Below are 22,159 nucleotides of genomic sequence, written 5' to 3' on the forward strand. Positions count from 1 at the left end.
ACTCGGCCATGGAACTCTTCCTCAGCACTCGAATAGACGCGCCTTGGCTCCAATCCTGCCGACCATGCTTGCGTAACCACACCAACACCGTTGACCGACCCTGGATGCCATAGCGCCGTTGAGCCTCTTTATAACTCAACTCGCCCTTTTCGACCTGATCGACCACCGACAATTTAAAAGCCAGCGTGTAATCGCGCTGACTGCGCCTTTTCCCCGAATCCATTGCTCCCTCCTGAAAATAGGTCAGAAGGTGTAAACCTTATTCAGGACGGGACACCAGGTACAAAAAAGCCCGACTCAATGGTCGGGCTTTTTCATTCCTCAAGCGGTGCTTATTTGGCACGGCCTTTGTAGGAACCGCCTTCGCGGGTATCGATCTCGATCATGTCGCCGATTTCGATGAAGTCAGCAACCGACAGCTCGGTACCGTTCTTCAGTTTGGCAGGCTTCATCACCTTGCCGGAAGTGTCACCGCGAGCGGAACCTTCGGTGTAGTCAACCTGACGCACGATGGTGGTCGGCAGCTCTACGGATACCAGACGGTCTTCGAAGAACACGGCTTCGCAAACGTCGGTCATGCCTTCTTCGATGAACGGCAGAACGCTTTCGATGTCTTCAGCGTTCAGCTCGTACATGGTGTAGTCAGTGGTGTCCATGAACGTGTAGGCGTCGCCGCTGATGAAGGACAGGGTCGCTTCTTTGCGGTCGAGGATCACGTCGTCCAGTTTGTCGTCGGCGCTGTAAACGATCTCGGTCTTGTAGCCGGTCAGCAGGTTTTTCAGCTTGGTCTTCATGATCGCGCTGTTACGACCCGACTTGGTGAATTCAGCTTTCTGAACCAGCCAAGGATCGTTTTCGAGACGGATCACCATCCCGGGTTTCAGTTCTTTACCAGTTTTCATTACGAATATCCGAATTTGGATGGGATTTACAAAAATCTAGGCCGCGTATCATATCCAATTTCCATAAAACTGTACCAGCGCCGTGGCAAGATCGGCCTGCAAGGCCTGTTCCAGACACCACGTCTCGGCGTGTTTTTCCAGCTCTGGCCAGTGTTTACGTGTGGATTGCCAGTGGTCGGTCATTTTTTCACCCGCGTTCCACGCCCGCCACAGACCGCTGATCGCCTCCCGTGCCGGGGTCGACAAGCCCTTCGTATACAGCTCGAGAAAGGCTTCAAGCTTATCCAGGTGGACATCTTCCTCTTGCTGATAGATGTGCCACAGCAGCGGTCGACCCGCCCATTGCGCACGGACGAAAGAGTCTTCGCCGCGCACGGCATTGAAATCGCAACTCCAGAGCAACAGGTCATATTGGTCCTGCCGAACGAATGGCAGCACCTGCACCGTCAAGGCCTCGCGCCTATGCAGATCACCGGCCGACAGCCCGTCGACCCCGAGCCAGCGTTCGACATCACCGAGAATTCGTCCCTCGGGCACCAACAGATGAGTGGCAGTCGAATCAGCGGCCATTGAATCGAGCCAACTGGCCAGCCCGGTGTTTTCGTAGGCAAACAATGAGATCAATTGTGCGTCAGGTGCGCGATCAATCCCTAAACCCTGCAGGAATTCTCGCTGGGCTTCAGGGCGTTGCTGAAACTGCCGACGTTGCTCAAGCAGATTGCGTTCACGCAACAGGCCACCTGTTCCTTTCTGGAAGCCCGGGAAGAAAAAGAACTTCTGCACGTGCCTGAACTTCACCGAAGGCAAGCCATGGCAGCCGATTACCCAATCCTCGGCGCTCAGGTAGTCAAGGTTCATCCACAACGGCGGCTGTTCCCGTTCGGCCATGGCCTCCATGTAGGCAGCGGGCAATTGACAGGCGAATGCGGCGATCACCACGTCTGCCGCAGCTGTCGGCTGCCACTCGCCCGACCACTGACGGACTTCGACATTCTCCTGCCGTTGCTGCGCCGCATGGATATCGATTGCGGGACACAGGCGCTCGAAGGCGCGCAAATCATCGACCCATAACCGTACAGCCAGGCCATGCTCGGCCACCAGTTGACGGGCCAGTCGCCACGTCACGCCAATGTCGCCGAAGTTGTCGACCACGGTACAAAAAATATCCCAGCGGGGATTCATTTCAGGCATTGCAGGTTCCCGTTGGCAAATGCGCCGATTGTCCGCATAAATTACCCCGCGCAGAAGAGCCGACGGCGATTAATCTTCATGCGACAATCGTCTCTCGCCCGCGACTATTCGCCAGGAGGCCGCCATGCCCTACCGTTCCACTCCGCGCCGATCCTTCCCGATTCGACTCAATGCCCTGCAACTGACCGCCAGCATTGCCCTCGGCATGTGGCTGGGCTTCATTGCCATTGCGCTGACGAGCTGGCTCGCTTCGCGCCTGTTGTTCAGCGAGCAATTGGCACCGGTCGCGGCCGCAGTGGAGCTGTTGGCCAAACCGCCAGTGGTCGCGCAACCCGTGCCGGACATCGCGCCGCAAAGTCCGCTGTTCGAGCAATATGAGCAGAATCTGCGCAAGAATGAGCAGGCGCAACGGCTCGATCAAGCCCGCAGCAGCAGCCGCAATCTGGCCAATCCGACCTGTCAGTTCTGGTTGCAGCAGGATCGAACCATTCCAAGCGAGAAAAGCCGCGCCAATGTCCTGCAATTCTGCGATTGATCATGAATAAACACACGGTTCACCAACTGATCCTCGACAAGCTGCGCATCGATCTCGACATTGCTGAGCGTGCCGCGCAAACCGCTTACGAAACCGCGACGCACGAAGAAAACATCGCCGAGAACAAGTACGACACACTGGGGCTGGAGGCGTCCTATCTGGCGGCCGGGCAGGCCAGGCGTGTGGAGGAAATTCGCCACTCACTGACGCTTTGCCAAAACCTGACACTGCGTGCGTATGACGACCAACGCGGTATCGAGGTCGGCGCCCTGCTCGGACTGGAAGACGAGAAAGGTCGCGAACAATGGCTGTTTCTGGCGCCGGATGCCGCGGGTCTGAAAGTTGATCTGGTGGGACAGTTGATTACCGTCATCACCCCACGCTCGCCACTGGGCAAAAGCCTGCTGGGCAAGTTCGAGGGCGATGAGGTGGAAATTCTGGTGGAGGGTACTCGGCAACAGTTTGCTGTTACCGAGGTCGTTTGACCGGCATCAGTGCACGGGCAATTCAACACCGTCGAACAGTTCTTCCAGCTCCTGCTTGTTGTGGCAGGCGATGGCTTTGGCCATGACTTCGCGGGTCAGGTGCGGCGCAAACTTCTCGATGAAGTCGCACATGAAACCACGCAGGAAGGTTCCGCGACGGAAACCGATCTTGGTCACACTGGACTCGAACAATTCGCTGGCATCGAGCACCACCAGGTCGCTATCGAGCTTGGTATCGACGGCCATTTTCGCCACGATGCCGACGCCTAGCCCCAGGCGAACGTACGTCTTGATCACGTCGGCATCGGCGGCGGTGAACACCACTTTCGGCGTCAGACCGCGATGACTGAAGGCTTCGTCGAGCTTTGAGCGACCGGTAAAACCGAACACGTAAGTCACGATCGGGTATTCAGCCAGCGCTTCGAGGGTCAGCTTCGACAGCTTGGTCAGCGGATGCCCTTGTGGCACCACCACGCAACGGTTCCAGCGATAGCACGGCATCATCACCAGATCACCGAACAGCTCCAGCGCTTCGGTGGCGATGGCGAAATCCACGGTTCCGTCAGCAGCCATTTCGGCGATTTGCATCGGCGAACCCTGGTGCATGTGCAGGGCAACGTCGGGGTATTGCTTGATGAAATTGCTGATCACTGGCGGCAACGCATATCGCGCCTGGGTGTGAGTGGTGGCAATCGACAGGGTGCCTTTCTTCTCGTTGGAGAACTCCTGGGCGATCTGCTTGATGCTTTCAACCTTGCGCAGAATTTCGCCGGCAGTGGTGATGATGCGCTCACCGGCCGGGGTGACGCGGGTCAGGTGCTTGCCGCTGCGAGCGAATACTTCAACGCCCAGTTCGTCTTCCAGCAAGCGGATCTGTTTACTGATGCCCGGTTGAGAGGTGTAAAGGCTTTGGGCCGTAGCGGAGACGTTGAGGTCGTGGTGCGCCACTTCCCAGATGTAGCGCAGTTGTTGAAGCTTCATATGAATCCCTCAAAGCAGGTAGACGCCACGGGCATCAGCGACGATATATAACTATATTAATGGCTCGAAGAATAAATCTAGAACTTTTTTATCAAATTGCCATTATTCGTGTTCTAGCTATCCCCTTGGCGGCGACGCTGCACCAGCGGCACCAGATAAACAGGGACGGTGGCCAGTTGCAGAACTCGCGCAGCGGTTCGGCCCAAGGGGGTTTCCGCTCCAGCGCCATGGCTGTGACTACCTACGATCAACAAATCCACAGAGAGTTTCTGCGCCTGGTCCAGAATCACCTGCGACGGATCGCCCTGCAGCACCCGCACCGCCTGGATCCGTTCAAGGTCATGTTGGTTCTCTTCCCCGAGTTCTTCGCGGAAACTGTCCAGCACCCGCTGTTCAATGCTCGCGATGACCGTACTCAATCCCTGGCTGTGAAATTCGTTCAACGACTGCTCGTCGAGGTAACTTTGCAGCACCGACTCGGCAAATAATCCCATGGGCTCAACCGCGTGCACCACGTACAAGTTGGCATTGAAGGTTCGAGCCAACTCCAGGGCATGCTGCATCACCACGGGGGCGTACAGACCGAGGTCAGTGGCATACAGCATCGAACGAATCATATGACCTCCTCGAATGCCAACATGGCGGAGATTTGATTCAGCTTAGCAGTGCCTTGGAGAGTGCGACGCCCGGCGTAACGCATTGAACGGTGGGCTTAAACCTTTTGCTCGTTGCTTATGCCGTGGGGCACATGACCGGTGGCGACGACTTCACGTGCCAACTCGCAATGCCCGGCCTGATCGTCGAAAAACACATCGGCAGCGAAGGCTTCGAGAAACGCCGATTTGGTCAGGCCACCGAGAAAAAGCGATTCGTCCAGGCGGATGTCCCATTCGCGCAAGGTGCGAATCACCCGCTCATGGGCCGGGGCCGAGCGCGCCGTCACCAGAGCGGTGCGAATCGGGCAGGCGTCGTCCGGGAACTCGCGCTGCAACAGATTGAGCGCCCCGAGGAAGCCTTTGAACGGCCCACCACGCAACGGCTGACGGGCAGATTCACGCTCGCTGGCCTGGAACGCTTCCAGGCCAGCGGACTGATAGATCCGCTCCGAATCATCGGAAAACAGCACCGCGTCACCGTCGAAAGCAATGCGCAATTCGTCGCTGGCCGCGCGACTGGCGCCGCCCGAGAGAATGGTCGCCGCAGCGAAACCGGCGTCCAGCGCACTGCGCACGTCTTCGGCATGGGTCGAGAGAAACAGATCGCAGCCAAATGCCTTGAGGTACGGATACGGACTGCGGCCGCCGACAAATGCCGCCCGGGAGATCGCCAGGCCATAGTGGTGGATCGAATTGAACACCCGCAGCCCGGTGTCGGCGCTGTTGCGCGATACCAGTATCACTTCGACCCGGGCGCGCCCCAGTTGAGTGTTGAGATTCAGGAGTTTCTGCACCAACGGGAAAGCATCGCCAGGTTCGAGGATTTCGTCTTCGTGTTCAATCTGATATTGCCGGTAGGCCTCGACCCCACTGGACAGGTATACCTTGTGGCTTTCGCTGAGGTCGAACAACGCCCGCGAGGAAATCGCCAGCACCAGTTGGTCGTCGTTAGTCTTTGCCATGCCTTTACCCCCTCGGGTCGACCGATTCAACTATTGCGTCGATCAATAAAACTCAAGCTGCGATACAGGGCTTCGATGCGCGGCATCTCACACCCGGCGGCCTTCGCCGCGGCCAGAGGCCGAGCGTAAATGGCGGCCAGTTCCAGCGGCCGCTTGTGCAGGAAATCGTGGTACATGCTCGGCCAGTAGTCGGGCATTTTTTCGGTCACCATGAACAAATGGTCGGCGTACCCGGCTGGTAAGGCGTGACCACAGGCGGTCGCGCCCTGGACCACTTCGGCCATCAGCGCCTTGATCAATTCGCGGCTGTCGCTGTCAGCCATCAGCGGTGTAGTGCTTGCCCCGAGCAGCACCGACAGACCGTTGTACGGAATATTCCAGACAAGTTTTTGCCAGCGCGCCTGATGCAGGTTCGACATGACCTGGGAATCGATCCCGGCGGCGAGGAACAAACCGCTCCCCTCCCCGACTATCGCAGTGCGTGCCGACGCATCGGCAGGCCCGCTGTGGTAACCGATATGCACCGCACCCAGCGCCTGATGGGTGATGACGCCCGGGCTCTCGCGATGGACACAGATATAGCAAAGCCCCCCGAGCACATGCAGAGATTCAGGGAGCAGTTCGCGCAAGCCGTCTTCCACGTCCAGGCCATTTTGCAGCAGCAGCACTTTGGCGCCTGGCGCTGCGATGTGAAGGATGGCCGGTGCCAGATCGGCATTGCTGGTGGTTTTCGCCCCGACCAACAACCAGTCGCAGGGCGGCATGACTTCGGCACTTGAATACGCCTGCACCGGGTTCAGCGTCAGTGCGCCATGCGGTGCACTATTGACGCACAACCCGTGCTCGGCGACCGCACAAAATTCGCTGCGCAGCAGAAAATGCACATCGAAGCCGGCACGCGCCAGCATCACCCCGTAGAAACCGCCGATTGCACCGGTCCCGATAATGCCGATTCTCGGCCTGGCAACTGTCCCCATCAAGGCAATTCCTCTGCTGGGCGACTTAACGCCTGCGCCACGCCAGCATTGAGTTCAGAGCGGGTCAGGCGCGTTTTCAATGCGCCAAAGAATTCACCATCGCGCACGACAAACAGCGCGGGCAAATGAAAAACAGAATAACGTTCGACCGCCCCGCCATTGTCCCCAGCATCGATCCAGCACAGCCGATCCACCGCCAGATCAAGGCCAGGCAGCTGTTCACGGGCAAACCGGCAACTGGCGCAACCGACGCTGGTAAAAATCACCAACGACACGCCGCTCATCGCCAGCAGCCGTTGGTCGGCGTCGAAATCGGTGAGATCCAATTCGACCACTATACTGGGGGAAACAATGTCAGATGGCCGACACATGGAGTCTGTGTTCATGGGACGTTTTATTCCTCACCCTGACGATGTGCCCGTCGAATTAACATTGCTTAAACCCGAGTGTATTTCGCGGCAACAGCTACACACTATCAGCCTGGGGGGCATGGCTTGCAATTACCACCGTGCCTGGCGCCATGGCACAGCGCTTGAAGTACGCATGCCGACGCTGAATCCCGATATGCGTTTTCTGGGCTACGTCGCCTGGTGCCTGCGACGTAAACACGGGTATCTGGTGGGCATTGCCTTTGTCGACGAGCAGATGCTGTTCAGCGCCCGGATGGGCGAGCAGGTCTGCCGGATCGATAGTTTCTGCCGCCTGCATGACGCCCACGACGATTTGCAGGATATTCAGGCGCTGGCGCTGGAATGGGTCCAGGCACATGCCGACGAGTTCTCTCATGAATCGGTGCGCAAGGCGTTTACGCAGCCAGTGCTGGACTAAAACGGTGTCTGCCCATTGTCGAGTCACGGTGTAACGCGCTAAGGTTCGGCTCCCCGACGCGCTTAATTTGCTGTGCTCCGCCGCGCGGGTTCGCTGGCGGCCGGCACCCGTGACCTGACGAGTAAACGATGGCTGATTTACCGATCAACGACCTAAACGTCGCCTCCAACGATACGCTGATCACCCCCGATCAGCTCAAGCGCGATATTCCCCTGAGCGATGCTGCATTGCGCACCGTCACCAAGGGTCGCGAAGTCATTCGCAACATTCTGGATGGCACCGACCATCGCCTGTTCGTCGTCATCGGGCCTTGCTCGATCCACGACATCAAGGCTGCCCACGAATACGCCGAGCGTCTGAAGGCACTCGCTGCCGAAGTGTCCGATACCCTGTATCTGGTCATGCGTGTGTATTTCGAGAAGCCGCGCACCACCGTCGGCTGGAAAGGCTTGATCAATGACCCGTATCTGGACGACTCGTTCAAGATCCAGGACGGTCTGCACATCGGTCGCCAGTTGCTGCTGGATCTGGCTGAAAAAGGCCTGCCGACCGCCACGGAAGCACTCGATCCGATCTCCCCGCAATACTTGCAGGACCTGATCAGCTGGTCGGCCATCGGCGCGCGCACCACCGAATCCCAGACTCACCGTGAAATGGCATCAGGCCTGTCCTCGGCAGTCGGCTTCAAGAACGGTACCGACGGCGGTCTGACCGTGGCGATCAACGCCCTGCAATCGGTTTCCAGCCCGCATCGCTTCCTGGGCATCAACCAGGAAGGTGGCGTGTCCATCGTCACCACCAAGGGCAACGCCTACGGTCACGTGGTCCTGCGCGGCGGCAACGGCAAGCCGAACTACGATTCGGTCAGCGTTGCGCTCTGCGAGCAGGCGCTGAACAAGGCGAAGATCAAGCCGAACATCATGGTCGACTGCAGCCACGCCAACTCCAACAAGGACCCGGCCCTGCAACCGCTGGTGATGGAGAACGTCGCCAACCAGATCCTGGAAGGCAACAAGTCGATCATCGGCCTGATGGTCGAGAGTCACCTGAACTGGGGCGCCCAGGCGATCCCGAAAGACCTCGCCGACCTGCAATACGGCGTGTCGATCACTGACGCCTGCATTGACTGGACCGCGACTGAAACCACGTTGCGCAGCATGCACGCCAAGCTCAAGGATGTGTTGCCAAAACGCGATCGCAGCTGATCGCCGTTTGCCGCAGACAAAAAAACGCCGGGCTGAACCCGGCGTTTTTTTATGCGTTCGTTTTACTCCGGGTCACTGGCTCAGCTTGGCCGCGTGCCGCTGGTGACGCTCCATATAGCGCTCGACGTAGGAGCACGAAGGAATGACGGTGTAGCCCATTTCCTCGGCGTACTCCAGCGCCTTCTCGGTCAAGGCTGCTGCTATGCCACGACCACGCAATGCGTTGGGCACGAAGGTGCGATAGATATCCAGGGTCTGTTTCCCCAGATCCATATAGGTCAGATAGGCACGATGACCGTCCACATTGGTCTCGAACTGATGACCAGCCTGGTCATGGTGGATGGACAACGCCTCGCTCATCACTACTCCTCGCGGGTCTGAAATTTTGACCCCTACCTTACCGATGTTTTTCCGGCGAAGGAACATCTACGCCACCCCGTGCCTGAATGGACACCGAGAAGAACCGCACCGATCTCGCGCTGCCGAGCACGTACAAATAGTAGGCACCATTGCCCGAAATGCTCAAGGTACGCTCGTCATTACGCAGGTTGACGGGTGCTGCTCAGGGTCACGCAGGAAAGGCTCGACCCAAGATTGCCAAGGTCGAAAGCCTGAACATTGCCGGATGTTGAGACTTAAGACGAGCGCCCGTTGTTAAAGTCACCTGAATATGGAGAAAGATATGAGAGCTGCTGCGCAAAACCCGAACAAAAGTGTAGACGAATCCATATAGGCAGACTTTAGCCAAGACTGAAAAAAAGAGCACTGGGAATGAGGAACTTTTCCGCAGCGGCTCGCTCAGGATCGGGCCTTGCGGCTGGATATTTTTTAAACATTGCAGTTAAAAGTTGCTCGAAAAAGCATCAACGCCTACAATTTTTTTTGCTTCTTGCTTCATGTCAGTTTTACTTACTACAAGTAATGGGTAGTATGTACGCCGGCTATTTCCTCATGCTGAGGAGATAGCTACTTAATAGAAAGTCCTTGAAGGGGAACACGATGAACAACGTTCTGAAATTCTCTGCTCTGGCTCTGGCCGCAGTTCTGGCTACCGGTTGCAGCAGCGCATCGAAAGAAACCGAAGCACGTCTGACCGCTACTGAAGACGCAGCAGCTCGCTCCCAGGCTCGTGCAGACGAAGCTTACCGTAAAGCTGATGAAGCTCTGGCTGCTGCTCAAAAAGCACAACAGACTGCTGACGAAGCTAACGAGCGTGCTCTGCGCATGCTGGAAAAAGCTAGCCGCAAGTAATAATCCCTCGGGATTGTTATTAAGCCGACCCATTTTTTGGGTCGGCTTTTTTATTGCCTGGTGTTTCTGCGGGCAATAAAAAACCCGCCGACGCGGCCTGCGTCGACGGGTTCCCTTCAAGCCTTACTGCAGTGGATCGAGAGGTGCGCTCGACACCATCGGAGCGGTACCACTCGGCACGCCGATTTCCACCGGCAGGCCGTCTTCGGCAGCGACAACATCGCGCACCACATCCCAGTTCATGCGCAGGTTGTTGGTAATGTCTTCACGCTTGAGCATCGCGTTGATCACGGCAGTATGCTTGTCGACCACCGACGGGTTGCCCTTGTCGTCCAGCGGTGTGTGCGCTTCCAGGTAAACCTTGCCGCCACTGACGCCGAACTTGTAGGAGTCGTTGATGATCCTTACCGACGTGCCGACCGGCACCATGCCCGCCATTTCCAGCACGTTGTTGTTGAACATGCGGAAGCAGCCGTGGCTGGTGCGCATGCCGATGCCGAACTTTTTGTTCGAACCGTGAATCAGGTAGCCCGGCGTGCCCAACGTGAATTTGAACGGCCCCAGCGGGTTGTCTGGACCCGCCGGCACGACATTGGGCAGCGGATCACCATCGGCGGCGTGCTCGGCCTTGATCGACGCTGGAGGCGTCCAGGTCGGGTTCGGTGTCTTGGCGGTGATGCTGGTATGGGCAATCGGCGAACCCCAGCCTTCACGACCGATACCCAGCGGGAAGGTGTAGACGACGTTCCGGCCTTTAGGGAAGTAGTAGAGGCGGTATTCGGCGAGGTTGATCACGATGCCTTCACGCGGGCCCGGCGGCAGGATGAAGCGCGTTGGCAGAATGATTTCGGTACCGGCACCCGGCAACCATGGGTCGACACCCGGGTTGGCCGCGACCATTTCCGTGTAACCCAGATCGTAAGTGGTGCCAAGGTCAGCGAAGGTATCTTCGTACTTGGCCTTGATCACTTGCACTTGACCGACGATGTCTTCACCGGGCGGTGGTAGAGGCAGCTCCAAGGCTGCAGCAGGACCGGCCACACACAGGGCGGCAAGGGTCAGGCAGCGGGTGACGGCGGGAAAGCGCGGCAACATCCGGAAAATCCTTCGCATGATCAACAGAGGGTATAAGAACGCGATTGTACACCGCTGTCTGTTATTTCGGGGAGATCGCCCGATTGCAGGCGATGCAAGGCGGTTTTGTGCTGTGGGTTCCTACACACTTCCCGTAGCAGCTGTCGGCGAAGCGAGGCTGCGAGCCGTTGATCTGGTACCTCTGCAAAATCGGCTCGGCTGGCAGGCTGACATCGCTGGCAAGCCAGCTCCTACAGGGATTGGGTATATCCGTAAGGTTCAGGTCGGCTGGCAGGCCGTCTTCGCTGGCAGGCCAGCTCCTACAGGGATTGGGTAAATCCGTAAGGTTCAGGTCGGCTGGCAGGCCGTCTTCGCTGGCAAGCCAGCTCCTACAGGGATTGGGTAATTCCGTAAGGTTCAGGTCGGCGGGCTGGCCGTCTTCGCTGGCAAGCCAGCTCCTACAGGGATTGGGTATATCCGTAAGATTCAGGTCGGTCGGCTGGCCGTCTTCGCTGGCAGGCCAGCTCCTACAGGGATTGGGGGCATCGGCAAGATTCAGGTCGGCCGGAAGGCCGCCATCGCTGGCAAGCCAGCTCCTACAGGGATTGGGGGCATCGGCAAGGTTCAGGTCGGCTGGCAGGCCGCCATCGCGAGCAGGCTCGCTCCTACAGGGATTGGGGGCATCGGCAAGATTCAGGTCGGCCGGCAGGCCGCCTTCGCTGGCAAGCCAGCTCCTACACGGATTGGGGCATCACCCCCTGCTTTCCACCACTCAACAGGCCGAGCGTTAGCTCGCCTGCAGCTCTTGATCTTGATCCACCCGCCCCTTCGGGAGGCTGAGTGGAGGTGTTCATCCGGGGGTAGGCGCGCAGCGCCGTTCGACGCAGTCGAACACATCGAGAGGAGGTCGAAGCGAAGCCGACCGGAGGCGATGACCCCGGATGAATACCGGAGCGAAGGAACGCCGAGCCTAAGCGAGGGGCCGGACGCTCGGGGCGAGCGTTTTTTTGGTTACTTTTTTTAGGCGCTTCCCTCCGTGTCAGGCTACCTGGACTACTGGACTCCTGACGGATTAAAGCTCAAACCGCAATTCAGGCCAGATCGGTGACGTGCCCCGCTTCTGCGACTCAAGAATCGCCCGACACAACGAACACAACCGCTGATCCTGAAACACCCGCCGATCAACACTCGACCAACGCGGTTGCGCAGGCAACAGACTGCCGCACAGCGTCCGGTCCGCCGACCCGCCCAGTTCCAGCTGACGGGTCACCAGATGCACCCGCACTTCCTGACAGGCGAACAGATCCAGCTGTTCGTCAGGCTCGATCAGTTGATAGGAAAATAGTGACCAGGCGGGACGCGGCATCGGGGGCTCCAAATCGGGGGCGCCACCTTAGCCGAAAGCCTGCTACTAGAAAAGCGTCATAACAGCGGTTTTAGAGTAGGCCAGACATTTTCCAGCAACTTGTCCTGGGCCCCGGCTGCCGGGTGGATGCCGTCGGCCTGCATCAGATCCGGGTGACCACCCACACCGTCGAGAAAAAAGGGCACCAGGGGGATTTTCTTTTCATCGGCCAGATTGCTGTAAACCTCGGCGAAGGCCTGGGTGTAACGCGCACCATAATTGGGTGGCAATTGCATGCCCAGCAGCAACACCTTGGCACCGCTGGCCCGGGAGCTGTCGATCATCGACGCAAGATTTTGTTGCAATTGTGTTGGCAGCAATCCACGCAGGCCGTCATTGCCGCCCAACTCCAGGACAACCAGCTCCGGCTTATGCTCTGCAAGCAGCGCCGGCAGCCGCGCCTGGCCTCCGGCACTGGTGTCGCCACTGATGGACGCGTTGACGACTTTATCGTCGAAACCTTCACGCTTGAGCCGTTGCTCGAGCAACGACACCCACCCCAGCCGGGTATCCAGTCCGAAACCGGCGCTGATACTATCGCCAACGATCAGGACAGTACCCGCCGCTGCGTTCTGGGCCATGCACATCAAGGCCAGGCCAGCACTCAAAAACCACACACGCATCGGATTCTCCATGGGCGCAAGCATTCTCACCGCGAAGAACCTTAGCAAAGTGGTTCCCAGCGCGGAAGGTGAACTGACCATCCTGCACGAACTCAGCCTGGAACTGAACAAGGGCGACAGCCTGGCCATCGTCGGCGCATCCGGTTCCGGCAAATCCACCCTCCTCGGCCTGCTCGCTGGTCTCGACCTGCCCAGCAGTGGTGAAGTGACACTTGCCGGTCAAGGCCTGAGCAAGCTCGACGAGGACCAGCGCGCACGCATTCGCGCCGAGCATGTGGGATTTGTCTTTCAGTCGTTTCAACTGCTCGACAGCCTCAACGCCCTGGAAAACGTCATGCTGCCGCTGGAGCTCGATGGCCGCAAAGACGCCCGCAGCCGCGCCACGGAGTTGCTGCAACGGGTTGGACTCGGTCAACGCCTGACCCACTCGCCACGCCAGCTCTCCGGGGGTGAACAGCAGCGCGTGGCAATCGCCCGGGCGTTTGCCGCCGAGCCCGATGTGCTTTTTGCCGACGAACCCACCGGCAACCTCGACAGCCACACCGGCGAGCGCATCAGCGACCTGCTGTTCGAACTTAACCAGGAACGCGGCACGACTCTGGTGCTGGTGACCCACGACGAACGCCTGGCCCATCGCTGCCGGCGCCTGATCCGACTTGAAGCCGGCCTGCTGGTCGCCCCTCTGGAGCCTTGATGGCACGCCTGCCGCTGTTGCGCCTGTTCAGTCTCGCCATCCGACAATTGCTGCGCGACGCCCGCGCCGGTGAATTGCGCGTATTGTTTTTTGCCCTGCTGGTGGCCGTGGCCGCGAGTACCGCCATCGGTTACTTCGGCGCCCGCCTGAACGGCGCCATGATGTTGCGGGCCACGGAGTTCCTCGGCGCCGACCTGCTGCTCGAGGGCAGCTCACCGGCCCGCCCCGAACAGATAAAAAGCGGCATCGATCTGGGGCTGAAACACGCACAAGTAGTGGAGTTCTCCAGCGTCATCGCCACCGATACCGGCATCCAGTTGTCCAGTATCAAAGCGGCGGACAGCGTCTATCCGCTACGTGGTGAGCTGAAAAGCGCGCCCGCACCGTTCGCCCAGGAAGAGCCCGGCGGCGGGCCGAAACAAGGGGAAGCCTGGGTCGAAGCGCGGCTGCTGACCGCGCTCGACTTGAAGATCGGCGACAGCGTCGATGTCGGGATGAAAACCCTGAAGCTGGCGCGCGTGCTGACTTACGAACCCGACCGCGCCGGCAATTTCTACAGCCTGACACCACGGGTGCTGATCAACCTCGACGACCTTGCCGCCACCGGTGTGGTGCAGCCCGGCAGTCGGGTCAGTTACCGCGAACTCTGGCGCGGCAATGCCGAAGCGCTGGAAACCTATCGGCAATTGATCAAACCCGGACTGGCGGCCAATCAGCGCATCCAGGATGCCCGCGATGGCAACCGGCAGATCGGCGGCGCCTTGGGCAAAGCAGAGCGTTACCTGAACATGGCCAGTCTGGTGGCGGTGTTGCTGGCCGGTGTGGCAGTGGCGCTGTCGGCGACGCGTTTTGCGACCCGCCGTTTCGATGCCAGCGCACTGCTGCGTTGTCTGGGTCTGTCACGCCGGGAAACCCTGGTGTTGTTCAGCCTTCAACTGACCGTGCTCGGACTACTCGCCAGCCTCACCGGCGCCGCAATTGGTTGGCTGGCACAGCTGGGGCTGTTTGCCTTGTTGCATGATTTGCTACCGACCGACGTGCCACCGGGCGGCCTGTTTCCGGCCATCGCCGGGATCGGCACCGGACTCGTGGCGCTGGCCGGTTTCGCCCTGCCGCCGCTGGCTGCCTTGGGTCGGGTGCCGCCATTGCGGGTGTTGCGTCGGGACATGCGGCCGATTCCCTCCAGTACGTGGATGGTCTACGGCGCGGCGCTGGGTGCCCTTGGCCTGATCATGTGGCGCCTGAGCCTGGATCTGCTGCTGACCTTCGCATTGCTTGGCGGGGGCGTGGTTGCTGCACTGGTGCTGGGAGGATTGCTGTTGCTGCTGTTGCAAAGTCTGCGACGGATGCTGGCCCGCGCCTCCCTGCCGTGGCGTCTGGGCCTCGGTCAACTGTTGCGTCATCCGCTGGCCGCTGCCGGTCAGTCCCTGGCGTTCGGCCTGATCCTGCTGTCGATGGCGTTGATCGCCCTGCTGCGTGGCGAGCTGCTCGATACCTGGCAAAACCAATTGCCAAAAAACGCTCCAAACTACTTCGCCCTGAACATCCTGCCGGCAGACAAACAAGCCTTCACCGATCGCCTGATTGCCGTGTCAGCACAATCGGCGCCGCTGTACCCGGTGGTGCCGGGGCGCCTGATCAGCATCAACGGCGAGCCCGTGCAGCAAATCGTCACCAAAGAATCAGCGGGTGACCGGGCCATCCAGCGTGACCTGAGCCTGACCTGGGCCGCGGACCTGCCGGCAGGCAACAAACTCACCGCCGGCAACTGGTGGCCGGAGCAACCGCCCGATGAAATCCCCGGCGTATCGGTAGAGGGCAAAGTCGCCGAAAGCCTGAAGCTCAAGCTGGGGGATCATCTGGTCTTTACGGTCGGAGGGGTCAATCGCGAGGCGAAAGTCACCAGCCTGCGAGAAATCAACTGGGACAATTTCCAGCCGAACTTTTTCATGATCTTCCAGCCGGGGACCTTGAAGGATCTGCCAGCGACTTACCTGACCAGTTTTTATCTGTCGGCAGGACATGACCAGCAGATCGTCGACCTGTCTCGGTCGTTCCCTGCAGTGACCATTTTGCAAGTCGAGGCATTGCTGGCGCAGCTGCGCAGCATCCTCGCGCAAGTCACGTTGGCGGTGGAATACGTATTGCTGTTTGTGCTGGCGGCGGGTATGGCGGTGTTGTTTTCCGGTCTGCAAGCGACACTCGATGAACGCATTCGCCAAGGCGCATTACTGCGGGCTCTGGGCGCGGAACGGCAATTGCTGGTCAAGGCGCGACGAATCGAATTCGGTTTGCTGGGGGCGGTCAGCGGGTTGCTGGCAGCGCTGGGTTCGGAACTCGTGAGCCTGGTGCTTTACCGATTTGCATTCGACCTGCCCTGGCATCCGCATCCGTGGCTGCTGGTGTTGCCGCTGATTGGCGCGATACTGATTGGTGGCGCCGGCGTGTTCGGCACCCGCCGGGCGCTGAACGCAAGCCCCCTGACAGTGCTGCGCGAGGGTTGATAAACTCAAGCACTCCTAATCACAAGAAGTCACCATGAGCCGTTATCGCCCTCCCCGCACCGCCGGTACCGCGCTGATCACCCCTGAAGGTGAAGCGCGGATGCGCGCCGAGTTTCATGAGCTCTGGCACGTTCGACGACCGCAAGTAACGCAGTCGGTCAGCGAGGCTGCGGCACAGGGCGATCGCTCGGAGAACGCCGAATACACCTACGGCAAAAAAATGCTGCGCGAGATCGACAGCCGCGTACGCTTTCTCACCAAACGCCTGGAAGCGCTCAAGGTCGTCAGTGAAAAACCCAGCGATCCGAACAAGGTCTATTTCGGTGCCTGGGTCACGATTGAAGACGAGGACGGCAAAGAGTCGCGCTACCGCATTGTCGGGCCGGATGAACTGGACCTCAAACTGGGCCTGATCAGCATCGACTCACCACTGGCTCGCGCCTTGATCGGCAAAGCCCTGGACGCCGAAGTACGGGTCCAGACGCCGACCGGCGAGCAATGCGTATACATCGTGGCTATTGAGTACCCATAACCTCAGCGTCGGGTAATCAACCCTTGCCGGGCAACGCGAGTCAGCTGCCTGATCATTTCAGGCGCATCTTCGAGGCTGGGAGATTGAATCACTGCCAGGTCGAAACTGTCGTTAGCGAACCGCGCCAGGGATTCGCCATCTTCGACAAACTGGATCAGGAACGCAGCAGGACCGCCGGTGCGACGAGGCCAGCCATCGAGATAACGCAACAGCGTCGGCTGATGTTTACCGCCAAGCAGGATTTTTGGATTGCGTTGGGTCAGATGTGCCGTGATCGGCGCGGGACGTATAACGGGGCTTAGTGCATTCATTGTGTCGTGTCTCTGCCTCAAAAGTCTGCATGGCAGGTGAGAGGCAACACCGAACCAGCGCTTTAGCGGTATTTCGAAGCCTGTTTCCAGCTTCTATCGGTAACTGATCGAGTTACCTGGCGCCCCGCAAGTAGCTGTTTAAATCGGCGCATGAGCAGCATCCTAGAGAAGCTGACCGGACGGTGTCAAGAATCACGAACAACAAAAAAAGCCCGCGTAATGCGGGCCTTTTCGTTGCGCCAGAGCGTTCAGCCCGCGATGACGCGATCAGCTGAAAGCTTCCCGGCCCCTTCAATCAATACCGCGATACTGCCACCCAGCAGAGCCAGGGCGAATTCGTAACCGTTGTTGGCCATGAACAGACCATTACTGATGTGTACCGAAAAAATAGCGACCAATGAGAGGAACGTCAGCCCCAATGCCGCCGGGCGCGCCAGCAGGCCGATGATCAAGGCCAGGCCGGCAAAGAACTCGGTACCACCAGCCAGCGTCGCCATCAGGTAACCCGGTGCCAGACCAATGCTCTCCATGTACTGTGCGGTCCCGGCCAGGCCATAACCACCGAATGCCCCGAAAAGCTTCTGCGCCCCGTGGGCTGCGAAGATGATGCCGACGAAAATTCGCAAAACGGTCAGACCGTAGCCAGCGCGGGTGAACAGTACCTTGTTGATCAGTGTGCTCATGCTGTTTCTTCCATAATGAATGTGTGTTGGTTGGCCGCCATATTAATCAGTAAACATCATGTTAAAAGCGCAAAAACCCCGCCATAACAATCAGTTTATTCGATTACTTGCGTAGGGCTACCTTTTGCCCCTGAGGCTCCAACGACTCCCGCTCTCGATCGAACGCCAAGTAATACTTGTTCACGCTATTAACATAGCTGACAGGTCCCATTCCGACCTGCTCCATGGCGATTCGCTCAACCTGGAAGAACCACTGATTCGGATTCAAGCCGCGCCGCCGCGCCTCGGCACGCATACCTTGCACCCGCTCTGGTCCGATGTTGTACGCCGCCAGCACGAAGGCCATGCGTTCACGTTCATTGAGCCTGGAACTGGCAAAGAACTTGCGCCGGATCATCGCAAGGTACTTGGCGCCAGCCTGCACATTGCCGTCGATATCCTGAATATTGTTGACACCTACTCGCTGAGCCGCAGATGGCGTGATCTGCATCAGACCGGTCGGCGCACCACCACTGCGAACGGTGGGCTGCAAGCCGGACTCCTTGAATGCCAGCGCAGCCAGGTTCAGCCAGTCCATGCCTTGAGCGTCAGCGTGTTTTTGCAGTACGGGCCGCAGTTTCTCCAGGCGCTGCCGGTCAGCCTTCGCCAATGGATAGTGAACCTGGTACAGGCGCCGATAGATCCGCAGGAACGCCGCGTCCTGATCCGATGGTTTTTTGTATCCGCTCAGGAAGCGATCGATGCTGGCGCGCAGCATTGATGCATCACGGCGCACGAACCAGAATTCCTCGCCCGGATCCCTGATAAGCACCTGTTTGTCTAATCGCAGTTTCGGCAGGATCTTGCCCCAGCGCTCGGCAATCGGCTGCTCGACGATGGTCAGGTGAAAAATGCCGCCCTGAACCATCTCCAGCACATCCTCGACCGCGAGACTTGGATCGACCCACTCGATCGTCACCGGAGGCAGCTTGTGCAGTGCGAGTTTTTGATTGATTTGACTGACGGCGTCTCCCGCGGCGCTTCCGGTGGGCAAGGCCAGGGTCTTGCCCGAGAGTTGTTCGAGACGGGTATAGCGCCGCTCGCCTTTGATCCCCACCAAGACCAACGGAATATTGCTGGCAAGCGGCTCACTGGTGCTGACGGCATAGCCCGGCTGCAAATCCAGCAGTTCGCCCGGCGCCACCAGGTCACCTTCTCCGCGCTGTAATGCGCCGAGCAGTTGGTCCTTGCCCTTGGGGATAATCTTGAGGGTGATGTCCTGACCGTCGCGAGCATGCCCGTTGAGGTATTGTTCGAACGCGCGCAGGCGATGATATTCGACGCCAATCGCCTGGCCCTGAACTTCGCCGGAACTGTTGCGGCTCTGGTTGACCAGCACCCGCAGTATGCGGCTGTTGCGAATTTCCGGAAGATCTCGAACTTTTGCCGCCGGTACGGCTTGCTGTGGTCCAGGCAGCCGCGCAACCGCCGCCATCGGCAGCAGCAGCGAACAGCACAGCAGAAGCAAAACCGAGGGACGAATCATCCACTCTCCGCAAAGAAAACCAGGCCATGTTCATGTCAAATGGCATCAAGCACGGCGACAAAAACAGAACACAGAAGCACCGGAAAAGCGCAGAATAATGGCACATTGACAGTAGTCGCACCAACGCGTGTGTCCTGCCGCTCAAGATCGGATCAAGATCGCGGATCAAGATCGCGAATCAAGATCGCGAATCAAGAGACAGCGTTAACCCATTGTAGTTCTTGGCTTTTCTTATAAATCCAAGGCTCTGATATGCTTTTCGGCCTTTGGTCCGAGGTAGCACCATGCAACTCATCGATATCGGCGTCAACCTGACCAACCCCAGCTTTGCCGACAAACACCAGGCTGTTCTCGACCGCGCCTACGCCGCAGGGGTATGCCAACTGGTGCTCACCGGCACGAGTGTCGAGGGCAGTGAGCAGGCTTTGGAGCTTTGCCAACAACTGGATGAAAGCGCCCTGCGCCTGTTCGCCACGGCGGGTATCCACCCCCACTCGGCCAGCGACTGGACTGCCGACAGCGCCCGGCGCCTGCGCAGTCTGTTAAAGGAGCCCACTGTGGTCGCCGTGGGCGAATGCGGTCTGGATTTCAATCGAGACTTCTCACCACGCCCCCAGCAGGAAAAAGTCCTCGAAGAACATCTGGCGATGGCCGTCGAATTGCAGTTGCCCGTATTCCTGCACGAGCGTGATGCCAGTCAGCGCCTGCTGGAAATCCTGCGCGACTACCGCGATCAATTGCCCGCCGCCGTGGTGCACTGTTTCACCGGTGAACAGAAAGCATTGTTCAGCTACCTCGATCTGGACTTGCACATCGGCATCACCGGTTGGATCTGCGACGAGCGCCGGGGCACGCACCTGCATCCCTTGGTCAAGGAAATCAAGCGCGGACGTCTGATGCTGGAGAGCGACGCCCCCTATCTGCTTCCGCGCAGCCTGCGCCCCAAACCGAAAAACGGGCGCAATGAGCCGGCATATCTGACCGAGGTGTTGCGAGAGGTCGCACTGCATCGCGGGGAAACCAATGAGGATCTCGCGGCGCATACCACCCTCTGTGCACGCGAATTCTTCGGTTTGCCATCAATCTCCCAGTAATCACCTCCCCCCAGTAGGAGCGAACTTGCCCGCGATAGCGTCCTCACACTCAATACGGATGTGACTGACAGACTGCCATCGTGAGCAAGCGCACTGACCTGCATCAAATTTCGTATCGCTGAGTAGCGGCACAATAATGGCACCTTGCCAATACTGTTTCCGCTATCAGAGAAAACCTCCATGGGTGCCTGGCTTAGCAACATCTCGTTGAAGTACAAATTCTGGGCAGTCAACGCCGTCGCCTTCGTCACCACACTGCTGCTGGTGCTGTTTGCCGTGCATCTCGAACAGCAGGCCCGCAGTCAGGCAGCAAAGGCTTCGGCACAGGAGCAGGCCCGATTGCTCAGCGCCTGGCCTGCCGGGCAGCCGCTGCCCCGGCAAGATAATCTGCTGACATTCAGTCGCGGCCAGATGCCAGCGTTGAATAAACAACCGGTACCGGGACTGAGTGATGCGAAGGGTTGGGTCGACCTCAATTCCATGCCGCTGGTCGGTGACAACCCGTTGATGGGTGCCGAAGTATTCACCCGCTTGGACGGCCAGCAAATAGCGGTTGTCGCCTACGGGCCAAGTCTTCAACAGGTTTTCGCCGAACGCTTCAGCCATTACGCCACGGCGGTGTTAATCCTGATGCTGGCGATGCTCGGCGCATCGCAGCTGTTGATCCGCTTTCTGCTCAGCCAACTCAACACGTTGAAAGATGTGATGCTGCACGTTGAGAAAACCGGGGATTTGTCGGCCCGCGTTCCATTGGCCTGCAACGATGAAGTCGGGCAAATGGCCAATGCCTTCAATGCCATGCAGGCCGGGTATCAGCGGGTGGTCAACACGGTCGCCACTACCGCCCGACAGCTTGACGAAGGTGCCGCCCGATTGGCATCGAGCATGAACGACGTGCGCCAAGGCATGCTCGGCCAGCAAAGCGAAACCGATCAGGCCGCCACCGCGATCAACGAAATGACCGCCACGGTCTATCACATCGCCCAACACGCCGGCGCCACCCGTGACCTGTCGCAATCGGCCGACAGCCTGGCCGGTAGCGGGCAGAAAGTGGTGACTCGGGTTCAAAAGTCGATTGCCGGGTTGTCCACCGGGGTGCAGCAAACTGCCGAGATGATCCAGCGCCTGGCCGAGGACAGCCAGAAGATCAACAGCGTGGTGAACGTGATCCATAGCATCGCCGAGCAAACCAACTTGCTGGCGCTGAACGCTGCCATCGAAGCGGCCCGGGCCGGTGAGATGGGGCGCGGCTTTGCCGTGGTGGCCGATGAAGTGCGCAACCTCGCCAAACGGGTTCAGGCGTCTACTGACGAGATCACCCTCATGGTGTCGGCACTACAGGCGGGAACCCGCGACGCGGTTGACTTCATGCAGGAGAGCTCGTTCAAGGCGGACGAATGCGTGCAACAGGCCCAGGAGGCCGGTGCTGCGCTGGCAGACATCACCGGCGCGGTGGCGCAGATGCGCGAAAGCAATACGCAAATCGCGGTAGCGGCCGAGCAGCAGAGCCAGGTCGCCGAAGAAATGAACCGTTCGGTGGTCAGTATTCGGGATGTGACCGAGCACACCGTGCAACAGACTGTGTGCTCGGCAACTACCAGTAATGAACTGGCCGCCTTGGCTGGGGAACTGAGCAAGGCCATTGGTCAGCTCAAGCTTTGACGGCGCTTCGCGAGCAGGCTCGCGATGGCAATCAGCCCGCCAACATCAATATTGACCATGGCCCCTATCACATCGATAG

The 22,159-nt window shown here is 58.9% G+C and carries 25 protein-coding genes; 10 read left to right on the plus strand and 15 right to left on the minus strand.

What is annotated here, in order from left to right:
• The 3 genes from AD668_RS20600 to earP form a co-directional block, all read right to left on the minus strand.
• On the minus strand, positions 1-223 hold a 223-nt coding region (locus AD668_RS20600; RefSeq protein ID WP_156322379.1), incomplete at its 3' end, for a helix-turn-helix domain-containing protein.
• 109 nt (positions 224-332) lie between these two features.
• Complete coding sequence (locus AD668_RS20605; RefSeq protein WP_053161666.1) at positions 333-902, minus strand: elongation factor P; 570 nt, start codon at positions 900-902, stop codon at positions 333-335.
• Between the two features lie 48 nt (positions 903-950).
• Positions 951-2,093, minus strand: coding sequence for an elongation factor P maturation arginine rhamnosyltransferase EarP (gene earP, locus AD668_RS20610; protein WP_053161668.1), 1,143 nt, complete (start codon positions 2,091-2,093; stop codon positions 951-953).
• 124 nt (positions 2,094-2,217) lie between these two features.
• Between earP and AD668_RS20615 the strand changes: the two genes are divergently transcribed.
• The gene (locus tag AD668_RS20615; protein ID WP_053161670.1) at positions 2,218-2,628 is read left to right on the plus strand and encodes a hypothetical protein; all 411 of its coding nucleotides are present in this window, start codon (positions 2,218-2,220) and stop codon (positions 2,626-2,628) included.
• 2 nt (positions 2,629-2,630) lie between these two features.
• A complete protein-coding gene (locus AD668_RS20620) occupies positions 2,631-3,113 on the plus strand; it encodes a GreA/GreB family elongation factor (RefSeq protein ID WP_053161672.1) in 483 nt (160 codons plus the stop codon).
• A gap of 6 nt (positions 3,114-3,119) precedes the next feature.
• Here AD668_RS20620 and cysB read toward each other — a convergent pair whose 3' ends face one another.
• The 5 genes from cysB to AD668_RS20645 all read right to left on the minus strand — a co-directional run bounded on the left by cysB (position 3,120) and on the right by AD668_RS20645 (position 7,075).
• Complete coding sequence (gene cysB, locus AD668_RS20625) at positions 3,120-4,094, minus strand: HTH-type transcriptional regulator CysB (RefSeq protein WP_053161674.1); 975 nt, start codon at positions 4,092-4,094, stop codon at positions 3,120-3,122.
• 113 nt (positions 4,095-4,207) lie between these two features.
• Positions 4,208-4,711: a universal stress protein gene (locus AD668_RS20630; protein WP_053161676.1), complete on the minus strand. Its 504-nt coding sequence runs from the start codon at positions 4,709-4,711 to the stop codon at positions 4,208-4,210.
• 95 nt (positions 4,712-4,806) lie between these two features.
• Positions 4,807-5,712 (minus strand): 5'-nucleotidase, encoded by a 906-nt coding sequence (locus AD668_RS20635; protein WP_053161677.1) that lies wholly within the window; start codon positions 5,710-5,712, stop codon positions 4,807-4,809.
• 26 nt (positions 5,713-5,738) lie between these two features.
• Positions 5,739-6,692, minus strand: a complete 954-nt coding sequence (locus tag AD668_RS20640; RefSeq protein WP_172681849.1) for a putative 2-dehydropantoate 2-reductase — start codon at positions 6,690-6,692, stop codon at positions 5,739-5,741.
• Entirely contained in the window at positions 6,689-7,075 is a 387-nt protein-coding gene (locus AD668_RS20645) for a thioredoxin (protein WP_053161682.1), read from the minus strand. Before AD668_RS20645 ends, AD668_RS20640 begins: the two co-directional genes overlap by 4 nt.
• Here AD668_RS20645 and AD668_RS20650 point away from each other — a divergent pair.
• Together AD668_RS20650 and AD668_RS20655 are read left to right on the plus strand one after the other, a co-directional pair.
• Positions 7,074-7,517, plus strand: coding sequence for a PilZ domain-containing protein (locus tag AD668_RS20650; RefSeq protein WP_053161684.1), 444 nt, complete (start codon positions 7,074-7,076; stop codon positions 7,515-7,517). The genes AD668_RS20645 and AD668_RS20650 overlap by 2 nt on opposite strands.
• A 128-nt stretch (positions 7,518-7,645) precedes the next feature.
• Positions 7,646-8,722 carry a 3-deoxy-7-phosphoheptulonate synthase gene (locus AD668_RS20655; RefSeq protein ID WP_053161686.1) on the plus strand — a complete coding sequence of 359 codons (1,077 nt, stop codon included), beginning with the start codon at positions 7,646-7,648 and terminating at the stop codon, positions 8,720-8,722.
• A gap of 72 nt (positions 8,723-8,794) precedes the next feature.
• On the opposite strand, the gene AD668_RS20660 is transcribed toward AD668_RS20655, so the two are convergent.
• Positions 8,795-9,082 carry a GNAT family N-acetyltransferase gene (locus AD668_RS20660; RefSeq protein ID WP_008057026.1) on the minus strand — a complete coding sequence of 96 codons (288 nt, stop codon included), beginning with the start codon at positions 9,080-9,082 and terminating at the stop codon, positions 8,795-8,797.
• A gap of 639 nt (positions 9,083-9,721) precedes the next feature.
• On the opposite strand from AD668_RS20660, the gene oprI reads away from it, so the two are divergent.
• Positions 9,722-9,973 (plus strand): outer membrane lipoprotei OprI, encoded by a 252-nt coding sequence (gene oprI / locus AD668_RS20665; protein WP_003183784.1) that lies wholly within the window; start codon positions 9,722-9,724, stop codon positions 9,971-9,973.
• Positions 9,974-10,096: 123 nt separating this feature from the next.
• On the opposite strand, the gene AD668_RS20670 is transcribed toward oprI, so the two are convergent.
• The 3 genes from AD668_RS20670 to AD668_RS20680 all read right to left on the minus strand — a co-directional run bounded on the left by AD668_RS20670 (position 10,097) and on the right by AD668_RS20680 (position 13,075).
• The gene (locus AD668_RS20670) at positions 10,097-11,068 is read right to left on the minus strand and encodes a L,D-transpeptidase family protein (RefSeq protein ID WP_053161688.1); all 972 of its coding nucleotides are present in this window, start codon (positions 11,066-11,068) and stop codon (positions 10,097-10,099) included.
• 1,051 nt (positions 11,069-12,119) lie between these two features.
• Entirely contained in the window at positions 12,120-12,413 is a 294-nt protein-coding gene (locus tag AD668_RS20675; protein WP_053161691.1) for a hypothetical protein, read from the minus strand.
• A gap of 56 nt (positions 12,414-12,469) precedes the next feature.
• Complete coding sequence (locus AD668_RS20680) at positions 12,470-13,075, minus strand: arylesterase (RefSeq protein WP_053161693.1); 606 nt, start codon at positions 13,073-13,075, stop codon at positions 12,470-12,472.
• Between the two features lie 10 nt (positions 13,076-13,085).
• On the opposite strand from AD668_RS20680, the gene AD668_RS20685 reads away from it, so the two are divergent.
• Genes AD668_RS20685 through greB form a run of 3 tightly spaced genes read left to right on the plus strand, consistent with a single transcriptional unit; the run spans position 13,086 to position 16,805 of the window.
• Positions 13,086-13,769, plus strand: a complete 684-nt coding sequence (locus tag AD668_RS20685; RefSeq protein WP_053161695.1) for an ABC transporter ATP-binding protein — start codon at positions 13,086-13,088, stop codon at positions 13,767-13,769.
• A complete protein-coding gene (locus AD668_RS20690; RefSeq protein WP_053161697.1) occupies positions 13,769-16,273 on the plus strand; it encodes an ABC transporter permease in 2,505 nt (834 codons plus the stop codon). The genes AD668_RS20685 and AD668_RS20690 overlap by 1 nt, the downstream gene beginning before the upstream one ends.
• 34 nt (positions 16,274-16,307) lie before the next feature.
• A complete protein-coding gene (greB, locus tag AD668_RS20695; RefSeq protein ID WP_017339816.1) occupies positions 16,308-16,805 on the plus strand; it encodes a transcription elongation factor GreB in 498 nt (165 codons plus the stop codon).
• Positions 16,806-16,807: 2 nt separating this feature from the next.
• On the opposite strand, the gene AD668_RS20700 is transcribed toward greB, so the two are convergent.
• The 3 genes from AD668_RS20700 to AD668_RS20710 form a co-directional block, all read right to left on the minus strand.
• Positions 16,808-17,116 carry a hypothetical protein gene (locus AD668_RS20700; protein ID WP_053161699.1) on the minus strand — a complete coding sequence of 103 codons (309 nt, stop codon included), beginning with the start codon at positions 17,114-17,116 and terminating at the stop codon, positions 16,808-16,810.
• A gap of 248 nt (positions 17,117-17,364) precedes the next feature.
• Positions 17,365-17,799 (minus strand): DoxX family protein, encoded by a 435-nt coding sequence (locus AD668_RS20705; RefSeq protein ID WP_053161702.1) that lies wholly within the window; start codon positions 17,797-17,799, stop codon positions 17,365-17,367.
• Between the two features lie 103 nt (positions 17,800-17,902).
• Entirely contained in the window at positions 17,903-19,324 is a 1,422-nt protein-coding gene (locus tag AD668_RS20710; protein ID WP_053161704.1) for a transglycosylase SLT domain-containing protein, read from the minus strand.
• A gap of 284 nt (positions 19,325-19,608) precedes the next feature.
• Here AD668_RS20710 and AD668_RS20715 point away from each other — a divergent pair, with 284 nt between their 5' ends.
• Positions 19,609-20,418 (plus strand): TatD family hydrolase, encoded by an 810-nt coding sequence (locus AD668_RS20715; RefSeq protein ID WP_053161705.1) that lies wholly within the window; start codon positions 19,609-19,611, stop codon positions 20,416-20,418.
• Positions 20,419-20,598: 180 nt separating this feature from the next.
• Positions 20,599-22,080: a methyl-accepting chemotaxis protein gene (locus tag AD668_RS20720; protein ID WP_053161707.1), complete on the plus strand. Its 1,482-nt coding sequence runs from the start codon at positions 20,599-20,601 to the stop codon at positions 22,078-22,080.
• Positions 22,081-22,159 lie beyond the last annotated feature (79 nt).

It is taken from the genome of Pseudomonas sp. P1.8 (genome assembly GCF_001269805.1).
GTDB lineage: Bacteria > Pseudomonadota > Gammaproteobacteria > Pseudomonadales > Pseudomonadaceae > Aquipseudomonas.

Excerpts from the sequence above, each read along its gene's own strand:
- AD668_RS20650 (WP_053161684.1), top strand. The coding sequence starts at position 7,074 with ATGGGACGTTTTATTCCTCACCCTGACGATGTGCCCGTCGAATTAACA.
- AD668_RS20620 (WP_053161672.1), top strand. The coding sequence starts at position 2,631 with ATGAATAAACACACGGTTCACCAACTGATCCTCGACAAGCTGCGCATC.
- AD668_RS20675 (WP_053161691.1), bottom strand. The coding sequence starts at position 12,413 with ATGCCGCGTCCCGCCTGGTCACTATTTTCCTATCAACTGATCGAGCCT.
- cysB (WP_053161674.1), bottom strand. The coding sequence starts at position 4,094 with ATGAAGCTTCAACAACTGCGCTACATCTGGGAAGTGGCGCACCACGAC.
- AD668_RS20720 (WP_053161707.1), top strand. The coding sequence starts at position 20,599 with ATGGGTGCCTGGCTTAGCAACATCTCGTTGAAGTACAAATTCTGGGCA.
- AD668_RS20670 (WP_053161688.1), bottom strand. The coding sequence starts at position 11,068 with ATGTTGCCGCGCTTTCCCGCCGTCACCCGCTGCCTGACCCTTGCCGCC.
- AD668_RS20715 (WP_053161705.1), top strand. The coding sequence starts at position 19,609 with ATGCAACTCATCGATATCGGCGTCAACCTGACCAACCCCAGCTTTGCC.
- AD668_RS20690 (WP_053161697.1), top strand. The coding sequence starts at position 13,769 with ATGGCACGCCTGCCGCTGTTGCGCCTGTTCAGTCTCGCCATCCGACAA.
- AD668_RS20645 (WP_053161682.1), bottom strand. The coding sequence starts at position 7,075 with ATGAACACAGACTCCATGTGTCGGCCATCTGACATTGTTTCCCCCAGT.
- AD668_RS20605 (WP_053161666.1), bottom strand. The coding sequence starts at position 902 with ATGAAAACTGGTAAAGAACTGAAACCCGGGATGGTGATCCGTCTCGAA.
- oprI (WP_003183784.1), top strand. The coding sequence starts at position 9,722 with ATGAACAACGTTCTGAAATTCTCTGCTCTGGCTCTGGCCGCAGTTCTG.
- AD668_RS20700 (WP_053161699.1), bottom strand. The coding sequence starts at position 17,116 with ATGAATGCACTAAGCCCCGTTATACGTCCCGCGCCGATCACGGCACAT.
- greB (WP_017339816.1), top strand. The coding sequence starts at position 16,308 with ATGAGCCGTTATCGCCCTCCCCGCACCGCCGGTACCGCGCTGATCACC.
- AD668_RS20660 (WP_008057026.1), bottom strand. The coding sequence starts at position 9,082 with ATGAGCGAGGCGTTGTCCATCCACCATGACCAGGCTGGTCATCAGTTC.
- AD668_RS20710 (WP_053161704.1), bottom strand. The coding sequence starts at position 19,324 with ATGATTCGTCCCTCGGTTTTGCTTCTGCTGTGCTGTTCGCTGCTGCTG.
- AD668_RS20685 (WP_053161695.1), top strand. The coding sequence starts at position 13,086 with ATGGGCGCAAGCATTCTCACCGCGAAGAACCTTAGCAAAGTGGTTCCC.
- AD668_RS20705 (WP_053161702.1), bottom strand. The coding sequence starts at position 17,799 with ATGAGCACACTGATCAACAAGGTACTGTTCACCCGCGCTGGCTACGGT.
- AD668_RS20680 (WP_053161693.1), bottom strand. The coding sequence starts at position 13,075 with ATGCGTGTGTGGTTTTTGAGTGCTGGCCTGGCCTTGATGTGCATGGCC.
- AD668_RS20635 (WP_053161677.1), bottom strand. The coding sequence starts at position 5,712 with ATGGCAAAGACTAACGACGACCAACTGGTGCTGGCGATTTCCTCGCGG.
- AD668_RS20655 (WP_053161686.1), top strand. The coding sequence starts at position 7,646 with ATGGCTGATTTACCGATCAACGACCTAAACGTCGCCTCCAACGATACG.
- AD668_RS20630 (WP_053161676.1), bottom strand. The coding sequence starts at position 4,711 with ATGATTCGTTCGATGCTGTATGCCACTGACCTCGGTCTGTACGCCCCC.
- AD668_RS20615 (WP_053161670.1), top strand. The coding sequence starts at position 2,218 with ATGCCCTACCGTTCCACTCCGCGCCGATCCTTCCCGATTCGACTCAAT.
- earP (WP_053161668.1), bottom strand. The coding sequence starts at position 2,093 with ATGCCTGAAATGAATCCCCGCTGGGATATTTTTTGTACCGTGGTCGAC.